Below are 21,674 nucleotides of genomic sequence, written 5' to 3'. Positions count from 1 at the left end.
CGGCTTTTCTTTGTTTGTCGGGCGCGCGTGCGCGATGCGGGTGGGCAAAAAAAATCGCGCGGCCGGATGGCCACGCGATCGTTGGGCGTTGGACGGGAAACGTTTCTCGGCCAGGCGTCGACGGTGTTCGAAACGCCTTGACCGGGTGGGCCGCCCCGAACGTGCGTCAGACCTCGGCGCCCGCGTTCGGATCGTTGGGGTCGTGACGCGGACGCTTTTCCTTGAGCAGGTCTTCGCGTTTGACGCCGAGCCACATCGCGAGCGCGGCCGCGACGAACACGGACGAGTAGATGCCGAAGAGAATGCCGATGGTCAGCGCGAGCGCGAAGTAGTGCAGTGTCGGGCCGCCGAACAAGAACATCGACAGCACCATCATCTGCGTACAACCGTGCGTGATGATCGTACGCGACATCGTGCTCGTAATCGCGTGATTGATGACGTCGATCACGCCCATCTTGCGTTCGCGCCGGAACGTTTCGCGGATCCGGTCGAAGATGACGACCGACTCGTTCACCGAGTAGCCGAGCACGGCCAGCACGGCGGCCAGCACGGATAGCGAGAACTCCCACTGGAAGAATGCGAAGAAGCCGAGAATGATCACGACGTCGTGCAGGTTGGCGATGATGCCGGCCACCGCGTACTTCCATTCGAAGCGAAACGACAGGTAAATCATGATGCCCGCGACGACGCAGGCGAGCGCGAGCAGACCGTTCGTTGCCAGTTCCTTGCCGACTTGCGGACCGACGAACTCGACGCGCTGCAACTGGGCGGCCGCGTCGCGCTGCTTGAGCGCGTCCATGACCTGATTGCTCTGCTGCGACGAGCTGAGGCCGGCCTTGAGCGGCAGGCGGATCATGACGTCGCGCGAGGTGCCGAAAATCTGCACCTGCGCGTCAGGGTAGCCGAGCTTGCCGAGCGTTTCGCGCACGGGCTCGAGTTGTGCCGCCTGCGGATACTGCACCTCGATCACCGTGCCGCCGGTGAATTCCACCGACAGATGCAGCCCGCGATGGAGCAGAAAGAACACCGCTGCGAAAAAGGTGAGAAACGAGATCGCGTTGAAGATCAACGCGCGCTGCATGAACGGAATGTCTTTGCGAATGCGGAAAAATTCCATGTTCTGATCTCCGGAGCCCGATGGACCCGTTAGCTGGGCGAGCCCGGTTTACGCGGGGCCGCGCCGTCGCGCGCGCGATTGCGCAGCACCGGCTTTCCTTCGCGGCCACCCTTGTTCCTTGCTTTCGGCGCGGCAGCCGCGTTGCCCGGCGCGTTGAGCGCGGGGGCTTGCGCCGCACCCTCGGCATCGGCATCCGTATCGACACCCGCGTAGGACGCGCCGGCGCCGGCCGGACGCCACACCTGCCCGATCGCGAGCGACTTCAGCTTCTTCTTGCCGCCATACCAAAGGTTGACGAGGCCGCGCGAGAAGAACACCGCCGAGAACATCGACGTGAGAATGCCGATGCAGTGCACCACGGCGAAGCCGCGCACCGGACCGGACCCGAAGGCAAGCAGTGCGAGGCCGGCGATCAGCGTGGTTACGTTCGAGTCGATGATCGTGGCCCAGGCATGCGCATAACCGTTCTGGATGGCCAACTGCGGCGGCGCGCCGTTGCGCAGCTCCTCGCGTACGCGCTCGTTGATGAGCACGTTCGAGTCGATCGCCATACCGAGCGCGAGCGCGATGGCCGCGATGCCGGGCAGCGTGAGCGTGGCCTGAAGCATCGACAGCACGGCGACGAGCAGCAGCAGGTTCACCGACAGGCCGATGACCGAGACGAGCCCGAAGAGCAGGTAATAGGCGATCATGAAGGCGGCGATGGCCGCGAAGCCGTAGACAACCGAGTCGAAGCCCTTCCTGATGTTGTCGGCGCCGAGGCTCGGGCCGATCGTGCGCTCTTCGATGATGTCCATGGGCGCGGCGAGCGAGCCCGCGCGCAGCAGCAAGGCGAGATCGGTGGCCGCCTGCGGCGTGGGCTGGCCCGTGATCTGGAAGCGGTCGCCCAGCTCGGATTGGATCGTCGCGACCGTGAGCACCTGGCCCTTGCCCTTTTCGAAGAGCACGATCGCCATCGGCTTATACAGGTTGTCGCGCGAGACGCTGGCGAGTTCGCGGCCGGCCGACGAATTCAGTCGGATGTTGACCGACGGCCGCTGATGCTCGTCGAAGCCCGCCGAAGCGTCGATGATGCTGTCGCCCGTGAAGATGACCTGCTTGCGCAGCAGTACCGGCACCTGATTGCCTTCGGTGAAGAGCTCGTCGCCGGCCGGCACGGGCGCGCCGGGGGTGGGGTGCGTGTTGAGCGGATCGGCGAGGCGGGCTTCGAGGGTGGCCGTGCGGCCGATGATTTCCTTCGCCTTGGCCGTGTCCTGCACGCCCGGCAGCTCGACGACGATGCGATCGGCGCCTTGTTGCTGGATGATCGGCTCGGCCACGCCGAGTTCGTTGACGCGGTTGTGCAGGGTCGTGATGTTCTGCTTGACGGCGGCTTCCTCGACCGCCTGCTGCTGCGCCGGCGCGAAGGTGCCGACGAGCTCCACGCCGCCGCCGGCCGCGGGCCGGCTGTTCCACTGCAGCTCCGTCACCGCGCTGGCGAGCTCGCCGCGGGCGCGGTTCGCCGCGTCGGGATCGGCGAAGCTGACGACGACGCTCTGGCCGACGCGATTGACGCCGCCCTCGCGGATGCTCTTCGAGCGCAGGAGCGTGCGGGCTTCGGACGCATCGGCGTCCAGGCGCTTGTTGATCGCGCCGGCCATGTCCACCTGCATGAGGAAGTGCACGCCGCCGCGCAAGTCGAGGCCGAGGTACATCGGCAGCGCGTGCAGCGCGGAAAGCCAGCGCGGCGAGGCGCTTTGCAGATTCAGCGCGACGACGTACTGCGGATCGCCGGCATCGGGGTTCAGCGCCTTTTGCAGTGCGTCCTTCGCGTGGAGCTGGGTGTCGGTGTCCTTCAGCCGCACGCGGATGGTCGGGTTCGCCGCGTTGTTGTCGAACGTGACGTCGTCGGGCTTGATCTGGTTCGCGGCCAGCGCAGCCTCGACCTCGGAGAGCGTGGTGGCGTCGAGCTTGACGGTGGCCTTGCCGCTCAACACCTGCACCGCCGGCGCTTCGCCGAAGAAGTTGGGCAATGTGTAGAGAAGGCCGATGGCGAGCGCCACGACCATCACGACATATTTCCAGAGGGGATAACGATTCATGGGGTCTGCCGAACGGGTGTGGGCGTGAGGGCGTCGGGGCGCGGCTGAGCGCGGCTTTCGGCGCGCCGGCCGCGCGCGTAGCCGCCGCGCGCGGAGTGTGGTCGCGTCAGAGCGACTTGATCGTGCCCTTGGGCAGGATCGTCGTCACGGCGGCCTTTTGCACGGTGATCTCGGTTCCCTCGGCGATCTCGACGCCGACATACGCCTCGCCGACCTTCGTCACCTTGCCGACGACGCCGCCGGTGGTCACCACTTCGTCGCCCTTGGCCATCGCCGCCAGCATATTGCGATGCTCCTTCTGGCGCTTCATTTGCGGGCGGATCATGATGAAATAGAGCACCGCGAACATGAGGATGAGCGGCAAAAAGCTCATCAGGCTCGACTCGGCTCCACCGCCGGCTGCGCCTTGCGCGAATGCGTTGGGAATCAGCGACACGTTGGTTTCTCCGTTAAAAACGATCGGGACGATCGAAAAAGGGCCGCGTATTTTACCACCGGCGCCAAGCGGCGACGGCGGTCCGAGGCTTATTCGACGCCTCTTGCGCGCTCCTCGGCGAAGCGCTTGCGAAAAGCGTCGAAAGTTCCGGTCTCGATGGCGGTGCGGATTTCGCTCATCAGTTCCAGGTAGTAATGCAGATTGTGAATCGTATTCAACTGCGCACCGAGAATTTCGCCGACGCGGTGCAAATGATGCAGATAGCCGCGCGTGAAATGGCGGCAAGTGTAGCAACCGCACGATTCGTCGAGCGGGCGCAGCGAATTCCTGTGCACGGCATTGCGGATCTTGACATCGCCGAAGCGCGTGAAGAGCCAGCCGTTGCGCGCGTTGCGCGTCGGCATCACGCAGTCGAACATGTCGATGCCGGCCGCGACCCCGGCCACGAGATCCTCGGGCGTGCCGACGCCCATGAGATAGTGCGGCTTGTCGGCGGGCAGCCGCGGGCCGATGAAATCGAGGATCCGCAGCATGTCCTCCTTCGGCTCGCCAACAGACAGGCCGCCCACGGCCAAGCCGTGAAAGCCGATTTCAGCGAGACCCGCAAGCGACTCCTCGCGCAAGTCCTCGTACATGCCCCCCTGCACGATGCCGAAGAGCGCGTTGGGGTTCGCGAGCCGCGAAAATTCGTCGATCGAGCGGAGCGCCCAGCGCAGTGACATGCGCATCGACCCGGCCGCGTCGGCGTGCGAGGTCGGCACGCCGTCGGTCGCATACGGCGTGCACTCGTCGAACTGCATGACGATGTCCGAGTTCAGGACCTTCTGGATCTGCATCGACACTTCGGGCGACAGGAAGAGCTTGTCGCCGTTGATCGGCGAGGCGAACGTCACGCCGTCCTCGGTGATCTTGCGCAAATCGCCGAGCGAGAAGACCTGGAAGCCGCCGGAGTCGGTGAGGATCGGCCGCCGCCAGCCCATGAAGTCGTGCAGCCCGCCGTGCGCGGCGATCGTTTCGAGCCCCGGGCGCAACCACAGATGGAACGTGTTGCCGAGAATGATGCGCGCCTGAATTTCTTCGAGCTCGCGCGGCTGGATCGCCTTCACGGTGCCGTAGGTGCCCACCGGCATGAAAATCGGCGTCTCGACCACGCCGTGATTGAGCGTGAGCCGCCCGCGACGCGCCTGCCCGTCGGTCGCGATGAGCTCGAACCGCAAGCCGCCCGCGACGGTGGACGCAGCGGCGTTCGGATGATGGCGATGACCTTCGGTCATTCAAAACTCCTTGCTTCTTGTACCGCCGGGCGCGTCGCGGTGCGGCGCGGCCCGGCGAAATGCGCACGAGCACCCGCGCGCGAATTGGTCTTGCGCGGGCGAAAGCCGCAGAGCGAGCCCCACGGCGAGGAAATCAGCCGTCCCGCCGCGTGAGCAGCATGGCGTCGCCGTAGCTGAAGAAGCGATAGTGTGCTTCGACGGCGTGCCGGTAGGCGGCGCGTATCGTGTCCATGCCCGCGAACGCGGACACGAGCATCAGCAGGGTCGACTTCGGCAGGTGGAAGTTCGTGACGAGGCGGTCGACGAGACGAAACCGGTAGCCGGGCGTGATGAAGATGTCGGTCTCCGCCGTGGCGGCCGCGAGCGGCCCGCCCGCCGCCTCGGCGTCGCGCGCGGCGGCTTCGAGCGCGCGCAGCGAGGTGGTGCCGACGGCGACGACGCGCCCGCCGCGCGCCCGCGTGGCCGCGATTTTATCGACGAGCGCCTGCGGGAGCTGGTACCACTCGCTGTGCATCTTGTGCTCGGCGATATTTTCCACGCGCACGGGTTGGAAGGTTCCTGCGCCGACGTGCAGCGTGAGCGTCGCCCGTTCGATGCCGCGTGCCTCGAGCCGCGCGAGAACCGCGTCGTCGAAATGCAGCCCCGCCGTGGGCGCTGCCACGGCGCCGGGGTTGCGCGCGAACACCGTCTGGTAGCGCGCCTCGTCGGTCGAATCGGGATCGTGCTCGATATAGGGCGGCAACGGCAGACGTCCGTGGCGCTCGATGAGCGCGAGACACGGCGCGGGGAAATGCAGGGTGTAGAACGGCTCGACGCGCTCGCCCACCGAGACGTCGAAGGCGTCGGCCAGGCGCAGCGTCGTGCCTGGCGCAGGGCTCTTGCTCGCGCGGATCTGCGCGAGCGCCGTGCGCTCCCCGGTCAGGCGCTCGATCAGCACCTCGATCTTGCCGCCGCTCGCCTTGGTCCCGAAAAAGCGTGCTTTGATCACCTTCGTATCGTTGAATACGAGCAGGTCGCCGGGCGCCAGGCAATCGGGCAGCTCGGCGAAGCGGCGATCGACGAGGCGCGCCGGCGCGTGCGCCGCGTCGACCTCGAGCAGGCGGCTCGCGCTGCGTTCGGGCAGCGCTTCTTGCGCGATCAGTTCGGGCGGCAGATTGAAATCGAAATCGGAAAGCGTGAACATGCTGGGTTGATCCGCACTGCACCGCGCCGCGGCGTGCGCGAGCGCTGCGAGCCGCTATGATCGCAAGATCGCGGCAGCCGCGAGCGATCATCCAGGCCCGCTTCGCGCGTGTGCAGCGCGATCGAATGAACGAAAACCGATATTGTACTTGCGAAGAGAGTCATGCCCTTGCCGCGCCGCAGCCCGTCCGAACCCCTGGCCGATGCCGTCGATTCCGCCGGGGCATTGCCGCATGCGGGCGAGCCGGCAGCCGGCCCGCGCCGCGGCGCGGTGGCGCGGGTGAAAAAGCGCGGACCGGCCGCTGCGGCTACCCCGGCTACCCCGGCTACCCCGGCCACCGACAGGCAGCCGGCGGCCGATGACGCCGCATCCGCGCCCAAGGGGGCAAACCAGGCGCCGAAGCAGCCGCAAAAGCAGGCGCCGAAGTCCGCCCCGAAGCCGGCCGACAAGCTCGCCAAGCTCGGCCTGCTGCGCGACATCGATCTCGTCTTGCATCTGCCGATGCGCTACGAGGACGAAACGTCGCTCACGCCGATCGGCGAGTTGCTGCCCGGCGAAACGGCACAGGCGGAAGGGGTCGTGGTCGACAACGAGATCGCCTATCGGCCCAGGCGCCAGCTCGTGGTCAAGCTGCGCGACGAAGCTGGCCACGAGTTGATGCTGCGGTTCCTGAACTTCTACGGCTCGCAGGTGAAGCAGATGGCGGTGGGGCACCGCCTGCGTGTGCGCGGCGATGTGCGCGGGGGCTTTTTCGGGCTCGAGATGGTGCACCCGGCGGTGCGGCCGGTCGAGGACGATACGCCGCTGCCGCAGGCGCTCACGCCCGTCTATCCGAGCACGGCCGGTGTATCCCAAGCCTACCTGCGCAAGGCGATCGACAATGCGCTCGCGTGCACGCGGCTGCCCGAACTTCTGCCGGAGCCGGTGGAGAACGCCCTGTGCCGCCCGCTCGGCCTGCCGCCGCTCGACGAGGCCGTGCGCACGCTGCATCATCCGAGTGCGGATGCGGATGAAACGGCGCTCATCGACGGCACCCATCCCGCCTGGGCGCGCATCAAGTTCGACGAGTTGCTGGCGCAGCAGCTTTCGCTCAAGCGCGCGCACGACGAACGGCGCCGCCGCACGGCGCCGCCCATGCCACGGCCGGCCGAGGCGGACGCGGGCTCGCTCACGGCCCGGCTGCTCGGCGCGCTGCCGTTCGCGCTGACGGGCGCGCAGCGGCGCGTCAGCGCGGAAATCTCGGGCGACCTGGCCGCGCCGCATCCGATGCAGCGGCTCTTGCAGGGCGACGTCGGCAGCGGCAAGACCGTGGTGGCGGCGCTTGCCGCTGCCCAGGCGATCGGCGCGGGCTACCAGGCGGCGATGATGGCGCCGACGGAAATCCTGGCGGAGCAGCATGCCCGCAAGCTGCGCGGCTGGCTCGAGCCGCTGGGGGTGAGCGTGGCCTGGCTCGCGGGCAGCCTCAAGGCGAAAGACAAGCGCGCGGCGCTCGAAGCCGCGGCATCGGGCGCCGCGCAGCTCGTGGTCGGTACGCACGCCATCATCCAGGACACCGTCGAATTCGCGCGGCTCGGCCTCGTCATCGTCGACGAACAGCACCGCTTCGGCGTCGCGCAGCGGCTCGCGCTGCGGGCCAAGGCGCATCGCGCGGCCGACGGCGCGAGCGACTTTCAGCCGCATCAGCTGATGATGTCGGCCACGCCGATTCCGCGCACGCTCGCGATGACGTATTACGCCGATCTCGACGTATCGACGATCGACGAACTGCCCCCGGGCCGGACGCCAATCGTGACCAAGCTCATATCGGATGGGCGCCGCGACGAAGTGATCGCGCGCGTGCGCGAGGCGGCGCTCGGCGGGCGGCAGGTGTATTGGGTATGTCCGCTCATCGAGGAAAGCGAGACGCTGCAGTTGCAGACGGCCGTCGAAACGTTCGAGACGCTCGTCGCGGCCTTGCCCGAATTGCGCGTGGGGCTCGTGCATGGCCGTCTGGCGCCTGCCGAAAAGGCCGCCGTCATGGATGCGTTTTCGCGCAACGAGGTCCAACTGCTCGTGGCCACGACGGTTATTGAAGTGGGCGTGGACGTGCCGAATGCCTCGCTGATGGTGATCGAGCATGCGGAACGGTTCGGGCTTGCCCAATTGCACCAGTTGCGAGGGCGGGTTGGCCGCGGCAGCACGGCTTCCGTCTGCGTGCTGCTTTATGGCGGACCGCTGTCGCTCACGGGGCGTGCGCGGCTCAAGACGATGCGCGAGACGACCGACGGCTTCGAAATCGCTCGGCGCGACCTCGAGATCCGCGGCCCGGGCGAATTTCTCGGGGCGCGTCAATCGGGGGCGGCCATGTTGCGTTTTGCCAACCTCGAGCATGACGCGTGGCTCATCGAGCCGGCACGAGAGGCGGCGGCACGCCTCATGTCCGATTATCCCGAGACGGTGGCGCAACACCTTGGGCGCTGGCTCGGGGGGCGCGAACAATTCCTCAAGGCGTGATACGGCTGGTTACAAACGGTAGGAGTATCAACAATTGTCAATGAGTATCATTGGCAATTGCCTTAAAGATCGGGCAGAAAATCCCTACAGATGTGGTTTGTGCAGCCGAAATCGGGAAACGTTTGCCGACTCGCCCCCATGGCCGGTCTCCGAAGGCTTTGCAGCGCAAACTGTAACGAGTACACTGCACGCTGCTCAGGGCCGGCCGGGTATTGTTTGCCCGCCAACGACAAGTCAGCGAGCGAAAATGCGCCCCCCGCATTCCCAAAGTCGAACAGAAGTGGTTGCCGCCGCTGGCCGTTGGCGGCGTCAGCGCAGATATTCTTAATGAGGAGCTGTTGATGAATAGCCGTGAACGCAAGATGTTGGAAATCCTTCGCCGAGGGAAGGAGGAATTCGGCTACCTCGCCGTGAAGGCCGAGTTCGAAGCGGAGGGCACGCGTGTCGACGAACTGCTGCGCCTGATCGAAATCGCGCGCAAGGCGGGTGTCGGTGTGGGTTTGAAGATCGGCGGCTGTGAAGCCATCCGCGATCTGCTCGAAAGCAAGCAAATCGGCGTCGAATACATCATTGCGCCGATGATCGAGTCGCCCTATGCGGTGAGCAAGTTTATCGAAGCCAAGAACAAGGTCTATTCGGCCGAAGAGCAACAGGATACGAAGTTCCTGTTCAACCTCGAGACGATCACTGGCTACAACAACCTGCAGGGCCTCGTGGGCGCGGCGAGCGTACCCAACGGCCTGACGGGTGTCGTGTTCGGCCGCGTGGATTTCTCGCTCTCGAACGGCATGTCGCGTGACGATATCAACAGCGACAAGGTAACCGACTATGCGATCGCCACCGGCACGGCGGCGAAGCAGGCGGGCCTCGAGCTCGTCGTGGGCGGCGGCGTGTCGATGGATGCCTTGCCGGCCCTGCGCCGTCTCAGCGAAAACTATCTCACGCGTTTCGAAACGCGCAAGATCATCTACTCGGCGGATGCGCTGCGCCAGCCGAACATCGAGGCCGGTCTGCTGCAGGCCGTGCACTTCGAATTGCTGTGGCTGCAAAACAAGCGTGAGTACTACGGCCTCATCGAGAAGGAAGACGACAAGCGCATCCGCATGCTCGAAGAGCGGTGGAAAGTGCTGAACGGCAACTCCTAAGAGGCGCGTCGTGTCATCGAAGCGAGCTCGAATCGCCGTCTTCGGTGCGACCGGGGCCATCGGCAGTGCGCTGGTGGCCTGGTTTGCCCAGCGAGGGTGGGAGGTACTCGCCGTCGCCCGTGGCGACGGCGAGCCCGTGGCCGGCTGCGCGCGCGTGGCGTGGGCGCCCGCGGCGCAGGCCGTGCCGCCTGCTCCACTGGAGTCGCTCGATGCGGTGGTATGGGCGCAGGGCGACAACTGCAACGACAACATCGCCCAGTTCGACCTCGAACGGCATCGTCAGATGTACGAGGCCAACGTCGTGCACGTGCTTGCCTCGCTGCACGCGCTCATCGAGCATGGGCGCCTTGCGCGCGACGGTGCGCGGTTGTGCGTGATCAGTTCGATCTGGCAGGACATCGCCCGCCAGAACAAGCTGTCCTATTGCGTGACCAAGTCGGCATTGCAGGGGCTCGTGCGTTCGGTCTCGATCGATCTCGCCGCGGCGGGCCACGTCATCAACGCGGTGCTGCCCGGCGCGCTCGATACGCCGATGACGCGGGCGAATCTGAGCGCCGAACAAATCGCGAAGCTCGAGGCTGCCACGCCGTCGGGCAAGCTTGCGCGCGTCGACGATGTCGCGGCAGCGGTGGAATTCTGCTGCTCGCCCTCGCATCGGGCGATCACAGGGCAGTTCATCACTGTCGATAAAGGTTTTTCGTATGCGCGCATCCTTTGAAATCAATAGCTCCACGGGCGCTTACAGCGTCGCGCTGGGAGAGGGACTGGTGCGCGAGGTCGTCGAATCGCCCGCGCACCGTATCTTTATCGTCGATGCACGGCTGCGCGAGCAGGTGAGCTTCGTTTCCGGCCCCGTCATCGAAATCGATGCGACCGAGGAAAACAAGGCGCTCGAGCGCATGGCCCCGGTCATCGAGCAGTTGAAGCGCTTCGGCGCCACGCGCGAGACCGAGATCGTCGCCGTAGGTGGCGGCATCGTCCAGGACATCGCGACGTTCGTCGCATCGGTGTACATGCGAGGCCTGCGCTGGCACTACTGTCCGACGACCTTGCTCGGCATGGTCGATTCCTGCATCGGCGGCAAGTCGTCCATCAACGTCGGCACGTACAAGAATCTCGTCGGCAACTTCCATCCGCCGGCGCGGATCCTCATCGATCTTGGCTTCACCGACAGCCTGGACGCCGCTCAACTGACGAGCGGCCTCATGGAATCGGTGAAGATCTGTTATGCACGCGGCGCTGACGAATTCGACGCCTATCTGGCATTGCAGCCCGGTGTTCCGCTCGCGCGCGACAAGGCGTTTTCGATCGTCGAGCGCAGCCTGAAAGCGAAGAAGTGGTTTATCGAGACGGACGAGTTCGATCGCGCGGAACGGTTGCTGCTCAACTTCGGACACACGTTCGGTCACGCGCTCGAATCCGCTACGCACTTCGAGGTGCCGCACGGCATCGCCGTGGGCGTCGGCATGCTGACGGCCCATCAGTTCGCACTCGAGACGCAGCGCTTGTCCGAGCACGGGAAAGCGCGTGCGGCGACGCTCGCCGCGCATGTCAAGACGTTGCTCGAGCCGGTGCGCGGCACGTTGAGTTCGCTCGGCCGCGTGTCGGCTCAGTCGCTCTTCGAGCATTTCGAAAGCGACAAGAAGCATTCGCAAACGCATTATCGCGTGATCATGCCGGTGGGCGACGGCGAGCTCCAGCGCGTGCCGCTCGAGCGCAACGAGGCCAACCAGGCCGCGATCGTCGGGGCGTTTGCCCGCGGGATCGAGACCTTCTGACTGGCATGGCGATGGCAACCGATACCGACTTCGACTACGTCGTTGCCGGCGCGACGGGCTGGCTGGGGCGCGCAACGCTCGACCACCTTCGCCGGCGTCTTCCGGATGGCGGCGAAGGGCGGATTCATGCGTTCGCTTCGAGCGCGCGGGAGGTGATGCTCGCTGACGGTGCGACCGTCGCCGTCGATGCGCTCGACTCGCTGCCCGCGCGCAAGCTTTCTCGTCCGGCCATCGTGTTTCATTATGCGTTTCGTACCAAGGATCGTGTCGGCGATATGTCCGTCGACGAGTACGTACGCAGCAACGAAGGCATCCGCCGGGCACTCGTCGAGTTTATCGACACTCATGCGATGGCGGGCATGTTCGTTCCGTCGAGCGGTGCGGCCTATGCGGGCCTCGAGCGCGACAATCGGTCGGATGCCGCGATCTACGGCCGCTGCAAGCTCGACGACGAGCGCGTGTTCGCCGGAAAGGCCGCGCAAAACGGATTCCGCGCGGTCATCGCGCGCGTGTTCAATCTGAGCGGGCCGTACATCAACAAGCACGAACTCTACGCGCTGTCGTCCATCATCCTCGCCTGCTTGAGAAACGAGCCCGTACGCATCCAGGCGTCGCATCCGGTCTGGCGCTCGTACTATGCGGTGGAGGATCTGATCTCGCTGGCTATTGCCTCGATGACGGATGAAACGATCGGCATCGAGTCGATCATCGATACGGTCGGCACGGAAGTGATCGAGGTCGGAGAACTGGCCCAGCGGTGCCGGCACGTGCTCGGCGCCGCCCAGGTATCGGTCGAGCGGCCTTACGTCAAAGCCGAGCCGAACAACTACTACGTTGGCGCGCCGGCGGGCATACGTACGCTCGAGGCGCGCTGCAATATCGCACCGCGCTCGCTCGATCGACAGATCCTCGATACGGCAGCCTATCTGCGTTCCTTTGCAGGGAAATCCACGGGTGAGTGAGTTAGAGTCCATTTTCTTCGCGAAGCCGCGAAACCCGTATTACGTAGTTGCGCCGCGCTACGTGCGGACTTCGGCCGGCATCAAGGTCCTGCACTATCTTTGCCATGCGCTCAATCGCATGGGCGAGCAAGCGTTTTTGATCGTGCATCCTCATTTCCCGCCGTACCTGTCCGCGCACCCGGCTCTGAATACGCCGCAATTGACGAAGCGCATCATGGACTACCACCGCGAGAACGGATTGACGCCGATTACGATTTACGCGGAGAGCGTGAAGGGTAATCCGCTCAATGCGCCTTTCGTCGTCCGTTACGTGCTCAATTACGCGGGCCTGCTCGGCGGCGACAAGGAGTTTCCGGCCGACGAGTACTGCATTTCGTACAGCGACACCATCGCCGCTACTGTTCCGCAGTCACGCCACACGATTTTCATCCCCGCGTCGGATCCGTTGTTCTTCGTTCCTCCGCCGGCCGGAGCGAAGCGCGAGGGCGGCTGCTATTACGCCGGCAAGTACAAGTATTACCATGGCGGCGAGACGTTTCCGGTCACCGACGGCATGGTCGAGATCGTTCGCGACCGCCCGGATGCGCAAACGCCCGACCAGCTGCGCGATCTTTTTCAGCGCTCCGACGTTTTCTATTGCTATGAGAATTCGGCGCTCGCGATCGAAGCCATGCTTTGCGGGTGCCCGGTCGTCTTCCTGCCGAACGAGCATTTCACCGAATTGATCGGCCGCAGCGAGCTCGGCACCGAGGGCTATGTCTGGGGCGACGATCCGGCAGGACTGCGGCTCGCGCGCGAGACGGTGCACCTCGCGCGCGAGCGGTATATGAACCTGTTTGCGCGAGCGGAGGCCGAGTTGCGGCGATTTGTCGCGCAAACGCAGGAAGCGGTCGGCGGCGTGCCTTACTCGGAGCCGATGTCCGATGCTTACGTGGCGAAGATCACGCCGGCCGAGCGGTATTTGACGATTGCACGCACGATCTGGCTGATGTCGAAAGAACGGGGCCCTCTGTATACGGCGAATGTGATCAAGAACCGGCTCAAAGCTGGTCGCACGAAGCTGTATCAGGCATAGATCCAATCAAGTGGTTTCCCGGAGATAGCTTTTCATGGCAACTGCCGACCAGCGCTATGCGCTGACCATTTGCATTCCGACCTACAACCGCGGCAAGCGGGTGCATGCGCTCGTGCTTTATCTGAAGCGCAACCTTCTGCCGTTTACCGACCAGGTCGAAATCGTCGTGGTCAACAACTGCTCCAAGGACGAGACGCAGCAGCTCATCGAGCCGCTTGCCGGAGACCGCGTACGCCTGATCAATCGCACCGAATTCCTGCCGACAGCCGAAGAGAACATGTTCGAGTCGCTCGAGTTCTGCAACGGCGAATTCGTATGGTTCCATGGCGATGACGAAGTTCCCGTGTGCGATACGATCCTCGATCTCGTCGATCTCATCCGCGCGGACACCGCCGATCTCTTCATTTTCAATTCGCGGCTCATCGACGGCGACGGCGCGTTGTTGGCCGAGTTCATGGTGCCGATGAACGGCGATCATTTCGATGCCACCGGTGACGAGTTCGTCCGTGCCGTCGGCTTCATGTTCATGCTCGCCGGTATATCGAACGTCATCTTCAGGCGCCGGTTCGCCGAGGTTTCGCTCGCGCGCGAGGCGCTCGCCGTCCAGAAGATCTACTCGCACGTATGCTGGCTGCTCGAGTGCTTCAACCAGAGACGCACGAGAATCGTCAACCGGCCGCTCGTTTTTTATCGTCACGCCGGCGACACGCAGCAATTCGATCACTTCCGTAATTTCGCCAAGCGTCATGGAATTGGCGATTTTTATTTCTGGGGTATAGGTGTGACCCGGCAATTACAGTACCTCGTATCGAAGGGGGTATTGAAGCCGTCCGTCATTCCTCAGATTTTCGAAGGCCGGCGTGACGGCACGCGTTTCAAGTTTCTGCACGAGTGCATCCACAAGGTCTTCAAGCAGGTCGAGGCCGCGGTCCTTACCGGTGAGCCGCGCAATCAGGTCGCACCCGATGTTTTCCGCTCGGTTCGCGACTTTCTCGTTTCGTGCGACCTGTTCGCTTATGATCTGTTCGAGCCGATCGAGCGAATCCAGGAGATTGCCGAAGGCAAGCGGCCGCGCGGCGAACTGCGCAAGTGGACGCGCCTTTTCCACCGCACGTACGCCGAGCACGACCGCGACATCTATCGCGACTGCAAGCGCTTTAACCGCTCGGGCTTCGACATCTATCAAATGCCGTGCGGATGGGTTGCCGTCGATCCGGCGGTGCCGGGGGGAGTGGCGGCCGTGCTCGCCGTGCTCGATATCGCCGAGGCGCGGCCGCATGTCTGGGTGGACACGGACCTGAACAGGCTGGTTGCGAACATCACCGAGTACCGCATGTCGCTTGCGGCCAACGATGCCTTCAGGCAGGGTAGCCAGGCGGAACTGTTGAGCCTCGGCCGGGAGTTCCTCGGCGTCAGCCATGCCATCCTCGGGCAATATGCGACCCGGGTGGAAATCAGCCGGCAGACGACCGCGCCCGTGCGCGTCGTGTCGAACTTGATCGTCAATCCGATCCGGCGGGCGAGAAACGTCGTGCGGCGCGCCGTGGGGCGCTTGACGAATGCATGAGCCGTCGTGGGCGGCTGCGCGAAGACGGGCAACGATACAGGGAGGTGGAATGAAAGCGGTGATTTTGGCGGGGGGCCTCGGCACGCGGCTCAGCGAGGAAACGGGGCTGCGGCCCAAGCCGATGGTGGAAGTGGGCGGGCGGCCCATTCTCTGGCACATCATGAAGATCTATTCGCATCATGGCGTGAACGACTTCATCATCTGCCTCGGCTATAAGGGCTATGTGATCAAGGAGTATTTCGCGAACTACTTCCTGCACATGTCCGACGTCACGTTCGACATGGCCAGCAACAAGATGGAAGTTCACCAGAACAACGCGGAGCCGTGGCGCGTGACGCTCGTCGAGACGGGCGCGGACACGCAGACCGGCGGCCGACTCGGTCGCGTTCGCGATTACCTGGCGGGCGAAGAGGATTTCTGCTTCACCTACGGTGACGGGGTGGCCGACGTCGACGTCGGCAAGCTGATCGCGTTCCATCGCGCGCACGGCAAGCAGGCGACGATCACCGCCACGCAGCCGCCGGGCCGCTTCGGCGCGCTGAACATCAATCACGGGCAAGTCGAAAGTTTTCGCGAAAAGCCTCAAGGCGACGGCGCGTGGATCAATGGCGGCTATTTCGTTCTGAAGCCCGCGGTCATCGACCTCATCGACGGCGACGACACGATCTGGGAACGCAAGCCGCTCGAGACGCTGGCCCGTCAAGGCCAACTGCAGGCCTACGAGCATCAAGGCTTCTGGCAGCCGATGGACACGTTGCGCGACAAGCACCACCTCGAGGAGCTTTGGGCGCGCGGGGAGGCACCGTGGAAAAAGTGGTAGTCGATCCGGCGTTCTGGCAAGGCAAGCGCGTTTTCCTGACGGGCCATACGGGCTTCAAGGGCGGCTGGCTCGCCTTGTGGCTGCAGCGGATGGGCGCGCAGGTGACGGGCTTCGCGCTCGCGCCGCCCGACGAGCCGAATCTCTTCACGCAGGCGAAAGTCGGCGAGAATATGGCCTCGGTGATCGGCGACATTCGCGATCCGGATACGCTCTCGCGCGCGCTGCGCGATGCGGCACCCGATATCGTGCTGCATCTGGCGGCGCAGCCGCTCGTGCGGTATTCGTACGAGGCGCCCGTCGAAACGTATGCCACCAACGTCATGGGCACGGTCCATCTGCTCGAGGCCGTGCGTGCCTGGGGACAGGCCAAGGCGTGCGTGGTGGTGAGCTCCGACAAGTGCTACGAGAACCGCGAATGGCCGTGGGGCTATCGCGAGAACGAAGCGATGGGCGGGTACGACCCCTATAGCAGCAGCAAGGGGTGTACGGAGCTTGTCGTCTCGGCGTATCGGAATTCGTATTTCAATGCCGCCGATTTCTCGCGGCACGGCCTTGCGTTGGCGAGCGGCCGCGCGGGCAACGTGATCGGCGGCGGCGACTGGGCGACGGACAGACTGGTGCCTGATTTGCTGCGAGCATTCGAGAGCGGCAAGCCGGCGCAGATCCGCAATCCGCACGCGATCCGGCCCTGGCAGCACGTGCTCGAGCCCGTGTCGGGCTACCTCGTGCTGGCACAGCGGCTTGCCAGCGGCGGGATGGATTGCGCGGAAGGCTGGAACTTCGGACCGGGCGACAATGATGCGAAGCCGGTGTCGTGGATTGCCGAGCGCATGGCGCAGATCTGGGGCAATGGCGCCGGTTACCGCGTCGACGATGCGACGAAGCACCCGCACGAGGCGCATTACCTGAAGCTCGACTGCTCCAAGGCGCGCAGCCGGCTCGGCTGGCAGCCGCGCTGGGATCTTGCGCGCGCGCTCGACGAAGTGGTCTCGTGGCATCGCGCCTATCTCGGCGGCGCCGACATGCGCGAGGTGTGCCTGGAACAAATTTCACGCTTTTGCGAAGCGTGACCCTTGATGGAAGTCCTCACAATGACTCAAGATTCCCTGAGAAAGCAAATCGGCGAACTCGCTCAACAATATTCGAAAGAGGCGTTTCGCCGGCGCGACTTCGAACCGGGCGTGACCGTCATCCCGCCCTCCGGCAAGGTGATCGACGGCGCTGAAGTCGGGCTGATGATCGAAGCGGCCCTCGATGGCTGGTTGACGACGGGACGCTTCAACGAAGCATTCGAGGCGCGCCTTGCCAAATTCCTGGGCGTGCAGAACGTCTTGACGACGAACTCCGGTTCGTCGGCCAACCTGCTTGCCTTCACGGCGCTGACCTCGCCGACGCTCGGCGAGCGCGCGATCGTGCCCGGCGACGAAGTGATCGGCGTGGCGGCGGGCTTCCCGACGACGGTCAATCCGATCATTCAGAACGGTGCGATTCCCGTTTTCGTCGACGTGGACATTCCGACCTACAACGTCGATCCGGCGTTGATCGAGGCGGCGATCACGCCGAAGACGAAGGCGATCATGCTGGCGCACACGCTCGGCAATCCGTACAACCTGAAGGTCGTGCGCGAACTGTGCGACAAGTACAACCTGTGGCTCGTCGAAGACTGCTGCGACGCGCTCGGCTCGCGCTACGATGGGCGGCTCGTCGGCACGTTCGGCGATATCGGCACGTTGAGCTTCTACCCCGCGCATCACATCACGATGGGCGAGGGCGGTGCGGTGTTCACGAACAATCCGGACCTGCGCCGCGCGGTGGAATCGATCCGCGATTGGGGCCGCGACTGCTACTGCCAGCCGGGCAAGGACAACACCTGCGGCAAGCGCTTTTGCTGGAAGCTGGGCGATCTGCCGTTCGGCTACGACCACAAGTACACGTACTCGCACCTCGGCTACAACCTGAAGATCTCCGACATGCAGGCCGCGTGCGCGCTCGCGCAGATGGACAAGCTCGAGAGCTTCATCGAGGCGCGCAAGCACAACTTCGACTACCTGAAGTCGAAACTGGCTTCGTGCGAGGAGTTTCTCATTCTGCCGGAGCCGACGCCCGGCAGCGAGCCGTCCTGGTTCGGCTTCCCGATCACGATTCGCGAATCCGCGTCGTTCAACCGCGTCGATCTGCTCGAGTACCTCGACCAGTATAAAATCGGCACGCGTTTGCTTTTCGCGGGCAATCTGACTCGCCAGCCGTATATGAAGGGGCGCAACTATCGCGTGTCGGGCACGCTCGAGCAGACGGACCGCATCATGAACCAGACGTTCTGGGTAGGGGTATACCCGGGGCTGACGTCCGAGATGCTCGATTACGTCGTCGATCGGCTCGAAACGTTCGTCGGCGTCAATTTTTAATCAGGACTGCAATTGCAAAAGTCGTTTTCCACGCGGATGGCGGAAGCCGCGGGAGATCTGCGCAAGGCGTTGAATGCCACCGAGACGTGGGTCTTTCTCGGCTGGCACGACATTCGTCAGCGCTACCGCCGTTCCGTGCTCGGGCCGTTCTGGATCACCCTGAGCACGGCGCTGCTCGTCGCCGGCCTCGGGGTCATGTATGCGGGACTGTTCCATCAGGACGTCGCACACTACATCCCGTATCTGGCGGCGGGGTTGATCACCTGGAACTTCATGGCGGCCGTGATCAACGAAAGCTGCTTCGTGTTCATGGGCGCGGAAGGAAGCATCAAGTCAGGACAGATACCGATCGCGTCCTATGTGCTGAGGCTGATCTGGCGCAACGTGATTATCTTCGCGCATAACGCGGTCGTGCTGCTGGCTGTCGTGCTCTGGTTCCGGCCGTTGAGCCTCACCGGCTTGGCGATGGCCGTAGTGGGGCTCGCCATCGTCGCGGTATTCCTGTTCTGGCTGGCGCTGCTCGTAGGCCTTCTGAGCGCGCGGTTTCGCGATATTCCGCAGATCGTCGCCAACGTGCTGCAGGTCGTGTTTTTCATGACTCCGATCATGTGGCGTGCCGACGTCCTGAAAAACCGGGAGTGGATCGCGGAGCTGAATCCGTTTTTCTACATGCTCGAGCTCGTGCGCAATCCGCTGCTAGGGGAGCGGTTCGATCCGGTGCTGTGGCAAAGCGTGGCGGCGGTGATGCTCGCAACGGCATTCCTGTCGTTCGCCTTTTTCTCGCGCTTTCGTTCGCGCATCGTGTATTGGTTGTAAGCCATGGCTCATATCACGGCAGAAGAACTCGTCGTCGAGTTTCCGATTTACCAGGGCGCGCAGCGGTCCATGAGAAAGACTTTTCTCAAGGCCGCGACGGGCGGCAGGCTCTCCGGTAGCGACAAGCGTGTCAGCGTGCGCGCCGTCGACGGCATGTCGTTTCACTTCGGTGACGGCGAGCGCATCGGCCTGCTCGGTCACAACGGCTCGGGCAAGACCACGTTGTTGAGGGCGCTCAGCGGGATTTACGAGCCGACTTCCGGCCGGCTCGACATCGAAGGCTCGGTGACTTCGCTGCTCGATATCGCAACGGGCTTCGACTCCGACGCCACAGGCGAAGAGAACATCGTATTGCGCGGGATCACGATGGGCCTGTCGCCGAAGCGCATTCGCCCGCATGCCGACGAAATCGCCGATTTCTCGGGGCTCGGCGAATACCTGAAACTCCCCGTGCGCACTTACTCGAGCGGCATGATGATGCGGCTCGCCTTTGCGATTTCGACATCGGTGGGTTCGGACATCCTGCTGATGGACGAATGGCTCAGCGTCGGCGACGACGAATTCCGCGAGCGCGCTTCCGAGCGCCTCACGCACCTCATGAACCGCTCGGCGATCGTCGTGATTGCATCGCATGATCAGGCGATGCTCGCACGGACATGCAGTCGGATTCTGCATGTTTCGCACGGCAAGATCGTCGGCGAAGAATCGATAGACTCAACGACTGAACGGAATCATGCAGAAGAAATATAGCGACTGGATCGCCGAATGGCTCAAGGCCGATGGCTACACGCATTGCTTTTTCGTTGCCGGCGGCAACATCATGCACTTGCTCGAGAGCCTCAGCCATCATTTGGAATGCGTGCCTGTGGTCCATGAAGTGGCGGCCGGGGTGGCTGCGGAATACTTCAACGCGACGTCGACCTCGGGCAAGGCACTTGCGCTGGTCACGGCGGGCCCCGGGCTCACGAACATCGTGACGGCATTGGCCGGTGCGTATCTGGAAAGTCGTGAGCTGCTCGTGATCGGCGGTCAGGTGAAGACGAGCGATCTCGCGCTTGGCCAACTGCGCCAGCGCGGTATCCAGGAGGTCGACGGGGTGGCGATCGCCAAGCCCGTGACGGTCGTCAGCCGGCGCCTCGACGCTCCGGTTTCGCGTGCCGAGTTCTCCGCTCTTTGCGCGAGCAACGAGAATGGTCGCCACGGCCCCGTTTTCATCGAACTACCGCTCGACGTTCAGGGCCGCCAACTCGCGGAGAACGAGTTGCCGACAGCGCAGCCGGACGTGCCGGCGGCACCCGTGCTGCCGGCCGGCGTGAAGCGCGCCGAGGAATCGATCGACGAAGCGCTGACATTGCTTGGCGCCGCGAAGCGCCCGGCATTCCTGATCGGGGGCGGTGTATCGCGTGAAACGGCGGCCGCGCTGGCTGCTGTTGCCGAGCGGCATGATTTGCCGCTCTTCACCACCTGGAACGGTATGGATCGTGTGCCTGCCGATCATCGCTGCTATTTCGGCCGGCCCAACACCTGGGGCCAGCGGTACGCCAACCTGCTGCTGCAGCAAGCCGACGTCATCTTCGCGCTCGGCACGCGGCTCGGTCTTCAGCAAACGGGCTTCAATTGGCAGGAGTTCGGCCTGAAGGCGAAAGTGGTTCAGATCGATTGCGACCCGGCGGAGCTCGCGAAGGGCCACCCGCGCGTGGACCTGCCCGTGTGCGCCGACGTCAATGCGTGGCTTGTGCCGATCATGCAGCGAATCGAGGGCCAATGGCCCGAGTGGCTGCACCATTGCGAAGAAGTCAAGAAGGCACTGCCGCTCGTGGAAGAAAACGCGACCCGGGAAGGCTACCTCTCGCCGTTCCGGTTCGTGGAGCGGCTCTCGACGCTCGCGCGTGCCGATGATGTCGTCATTCCCTGCAGCAGCGGCGGCGCGTTCACGGTCATGATGCAGACGTTCGCTCAAAAGGTCGGGCAGCGCATCGTGACGAACAAGGGGCTGGCGGCGATGGGTTACGGGCTGTCGGGCGCGATCGGCGCGGCGTTTGCGAATCGCGACCGCCGCGTGATTCTCGTCGAAGGCGACGGCGGTTTCTCGCAGAACCTGCAGGAAGTCGGAACGGTCGGCGTCAACAAGCTCAATCTCAAGATGTTCGTCTTCGACGATTCGGGCTATGCGTCGATTCGCATGACGCAACGCAATTATTTCGGCGGCCGGTACGTCGGCTGCGATCTGCAGACCGGCCTCGGCTTGCCGAACTGGGAAGCGCTTTTTGCCGCGTACGGCGTGCCGGCCGTGCGCGTGGGCGTCGGTTACGAAAACGATCCGCGCTTCATCGAGCAGTTCGAGGCCGAAGGCCCGTGTGCGTTCCTCGTGACGATCGATCCGGAACAGACCTACTTCCCGAAGATCACGAGCCGCGTGACGCCGACGGGCATGGCGTCCAACCCGCTTCACAAGATGTCGCCGGAGCTCTCCGAAGAGCTCTACTCGCGCGTCGCCAAGTACTTGATGTGAGCGGCAACGG

18 protein-coding genes are annotated in these 21,674 nt (G+C 64.1%); 13 read left to right on the top strand and 5 right to left on the bottom strand.

Going from position 1 to position 21,674, the window contains the following annotated elements; translation table 11 throughout:
* Positions 1-166: 166 nt before the first annotated feature.
* The 5 genes from secF to queA form a co-directional block, all read right to left on the bottom strand.
* Positions 167-1,117 (bottom strand): protein translocase subunit SecF, encoded by a 951-nt coding sequence (gene secF / locus U0034_RS06255; protein WP_085223352.1) that lies wholly within the window; start codon positions 1,115-1,117, stop codon positions 167-169.
* A gap of 29 nt (positions 1,118-1,146) precedes the next feature.
* Positions 1,147-3,198: a protein translocase subunit SecD gene (gene secD / locus U0034_RS06250; protein ID WP_085223354.1), complete on the bottom strand. Its 2,052-nt coding sequence runs from the start codon at positions 3,196-3,198 to the stop codon at positions 1,147-1,149.
* Positions 3,199-3,304: 106 nt separating this feature from the next.
* Positions 3,305-3,634 carry a preprotein translocase subunit YajC gene (gene yajC, locus U0034_RS06245; protein ID WP_085223356.1) on the bottom strand — a complete coding sequence of 110 codons (330 nt, stop codon included), beginning with the start codon at positions 3,632-3,634 and terminating at the stop codon, positions 3,305-3,307.
* Positions 3,635-3,723: 89 nt separating this feature from the next.
* Positions 3,724-4,908: a tRNA guanosine(34) transglycosylase Tgt gene (gene tgt / locus U0034_RS06240; RefSeq protein WP_085223358.1), complete on the bottom strand. Its 1,185-nt coding sequence runs from the start codon at positions 4,906-4,908 to the stop codon at positions 3,724-3,726.
* A 133-nt stretch (positions 4,909-5,041) separates the two neighbouring features.
* Complete coding sequence (queA, locus tag U0034_RS06235; protein ID WP_085223360.1) at positions 5,042-6,091, bottom strand: tRNA preQ1(34) S-adenosylmethionine ribosyltransferase-isomerase QueA; 1,050 nt, start codon at positions 6,089-6,091, stop codon at positions 5,042-5,044.
* Positions 6,092-6,253: 162 nt separating this feature from the next.
* Between queA and recG the strand changes: the two genes are divergently transcribed.
* The 13 genes from recG (at position 6,254) to U0034_RS06170 (ending at position 21,664) form a co-directional block, all read left to right on the top strand.
* Positions 6,254-8,584, top strand: coding sequence for an ATP-dependent DNA helicase RecG (recG, locus tag U0034_RS06230; RefSeq protein ID WP_085223362.1), 2,331 nt, complete (start codon positions 6,254-6,256; stop codon positions 8,582-8,584).
* 341 nt (positions 8,585-8,925) lie between these two features.
* A complete protein-coding gene (locus U0034_RS06225; protein WP_085224370.1) occupies positions 8,926-9,729 on the top strand; it encodes an aldolase/citrate lyase family protein in 804 nt (267 codons plus the stop codon).
* Between the two features lie 10 nt (positions 9,730-9,739).
* Complete coding sequence (locus tag U0034_RS06220; protein ID WP_085224372.1) at positions 9,740-10,447, top strand: SDR family NAD(P)-dependent oxidoreductase; 708 nt, start codon at positions 9,740-9,742, stop codon at positions 10,445-10,447.
* Positions 10,431-11,507: a 3-dehydroquinate synthase family protein gene (locus U0034_RS06215; protein ID WP_158243518.1), complete on the top strand. Its 1,077-nt coding sequence runs from the start codon at positions 10,431-10,433 to the stop codon at positions 11,505-11,507. The genes U0034_RS06220 and U0034_RS06215 overlap by 17 nt, the downstream gene beginning before the upstream one ends.
* Before the next feature lie 11 nt (positions 11,508-11,518).
* Positions 11,519-12,469, top strand: coding sequence for an NAD-dependent epimerase/dehydratase family protein (locus U0034_RS06210; protein ID WP_158243519.1), 951 nt, complete (start codon positions 11,519-11,521; stop codon positions 12,467-12,469).
* The gene (locus tag U0034_RS06205) at positions 12,462-13,544 is read left to right on the top strand and encodes a glycosyltransferase family protein (protein ID WP_085223369.1); all 1,083 of its coding nucleotides are present in this window, start codon (positions 12,462-12,464) and stop codon (positions 13,542-13,544) included. The genes U0034_RS06210 and U0034_RS06205 overlap by 8 nt, the downstream gene beginning before the upstream one ends.
* Positions 13,545-13,578: 34 nt before the next feature.
* Positions 13,579-15,111, top strand: a complete 1,533-nt coding sequence (locus U0034_RS06200) for a glycosyltransferase family 2 protein (protein ID WP_085223371.1) — start codon at positions 13,579-13,581, stop codon at positions 15,109-15,111.
* 49 nt (positions 15,112-15,160) lie between these two features.
* On the top strand, positions 15,161-15,931 hold the full coding sequence (gene rfbF, locus U0034_RS06195; RefSeq protein ID WP_085223374.1) for a glucose-1-phosphate cytidylyltransferase: 771 nt from the start codon (positions 15,161-15,163) through the stop codon (positions 15,929-15,931).
* A complete protein-coding gene (gene rfbG, locus U0034_RS06190) occupies positions 15,916-17,001 on the top strand; it encodes a CDP-glucose 4,6-dehydratase (protein WP_176072573.1) in 1,086 nt (361 codons plus the stop codon). Before rfbF ends, rfbG begins: the two co-directional genes overlap by 16 nt.
* Positions 17,002-17,022: 21 nt before the next feature.
* The gene (rfbH, locus tag U0034_RS06185; protein WP_085224374.1) at positions 17,023-18,336 is read left to right on the top strand and encodes a lipopolysaccharide biosynthesis protein RfbH; all 1,314 of its coding nucleotides are present in this window, start codon (positions 17,023-17,025) and stop codon (positions 18,334-18,336) included.
* 12 nt (positions 18,337-18,348) lie between these two features.
* Positions 18,349-19,152 (top strand): ABC transporter permease, encoded by an 804-nt coding sequence (locus tag U0034_RS06180; protein WP_139831093.1) that lies wholly within the window; start codon positions 18,349-18,351, stop codon positions 19,150-19,152.
* Positions 19,153-19,155: 3 nt separating this feature from the next.
* Positions 19,156-19,902, top strand: a complete 747-nt coding sequence (locus U0034_RS06175) for an ABC transporter ATP-binding protein (protein ID WP_085223380.1) — start codon at positions 19,156-19,158, stop codon at positions 19,900-19,902.
* Positions 19,886-21,664 (top strand): thiamine pyrophosphate-binding protein, encoded by a 1,779-nt coding sequence (locus U0034_RS06170; RefSeq protein WP_085223382.1) that lies wholly within the window; start codon positions 19,886-19,888, stop codon positions 21,662-21,664. Before U0034_RS06175 ends, U0034_RS06170 begins: the two co-directional genes overlap by 17 nt.
* The last annotated feature ends 10 nt before the right edge of the window (positions 21,665-21,674 follow it).

It is taken from the genome of Trinickia caryophylli (assembly GCF_034424545.1).
Lineage (GTDB): Bacteria > Pseudomonadota > Gammaproteobacteria > Burkholderiales > Burkholderiaceae > Trinickia > Trinickia caryophylli.
The sequence above is the reverse complement of the archived record's forward strand: the minus strand, read 5'-3'. Positions and strand labels throughout refer to the sequence as shown.

Excerpts from the sequence above, each read along its gene's own strand:
- secF (WP_085223352.1), bottom strand. The coding sequence starts at position 1,117 with ATGGAATTTTTCCGCATTCGCAAAGACATTCCGTTCATGCAGCGCGCG.
- secD (WP_085223354.1), bottom strand. The coding sequence starts at position 3,198 with ATGAATCGTTATCCCCTCTGGAAATATGTCGTGATGGTCGTGGCGCTC.
- tgt (WP_085223358.1), bottom strand. The coding sequence starts at position 4,908 with ATGACCGAAGGTCATCGCCATCATCCGAACGCCGCTGCGTCCACCGTC.
- queA (WP_085223360.1), bottom strand. The coding sequence starts at position 6,091 with ATGTTCACGCTTTCCGATTTCGATTTCAATCTGCCGCCCGAACTGATC.
- recG (WP_085223362.1), top strand. The coding sequence starts at position 6,254 with ATGCCCTTGCCGCGCCGCAGCCCGTCCGAACCCCTGGCCGATGCCGTC.
- U0034_RS06225 (WP_085224370.1), top strand. The coding sequence starts at position 8,926 with ATGAATAGCCGTGAACGCAAGATGTTGGAAATCCTTCGCCGAGGGAAG.
- U0034_RS06215 (WP_158243518.1), top strand. The coding sequence starts at position 10,431 with ATGCGCGCATCCTTTGAAATCAATAGCTCCACGGGCGCTTACAGCGTC.
- U0034_RS06210 (WP_158243519.1), top strand. The coding sequence starts at position 11,519 with ATGGCAACCGATACCGACTTCGACTACGTCGTTGCCGGCGCGACGGGC.
- U0034_RS06200 (WP_085223371.1), top strand. The coding sequence starts at position 13,579 with ATGGCAACTGCCGACCAGCGCTATGCGCTGACCATTTGCATTCCGACC.
- rfbF (WP_085223374.1), top strand. The coding sequence starts at position 15,161 with ATGAAAGCGGTGATTTTGGCGGGGGGCCTCGGCACGCGGCTCAGCGAG.
- rfbH (WP_085224374.1), top strand. The coding sequence starts at position 17,023 with ATGACTCAAGATTCCCTGAGAAAGCAAATCGGCGAACTCGCTCAACAA.
- U0034_RS06175 (WP_085223380.1), top strand. The coding sequence starts at position 19,156 with ATGGCTCATATCACGGCAGAAGAACTCGTCGTCGAGTTTCCGATTTAC.
- U0034_RS06170 (WP_085223382.1), top strand. The coding sequence starts at position 19,886 with ATGCAGAAGAAATATAGCGACTGGATCGCCGAATGGCTCAAGGCCGAT.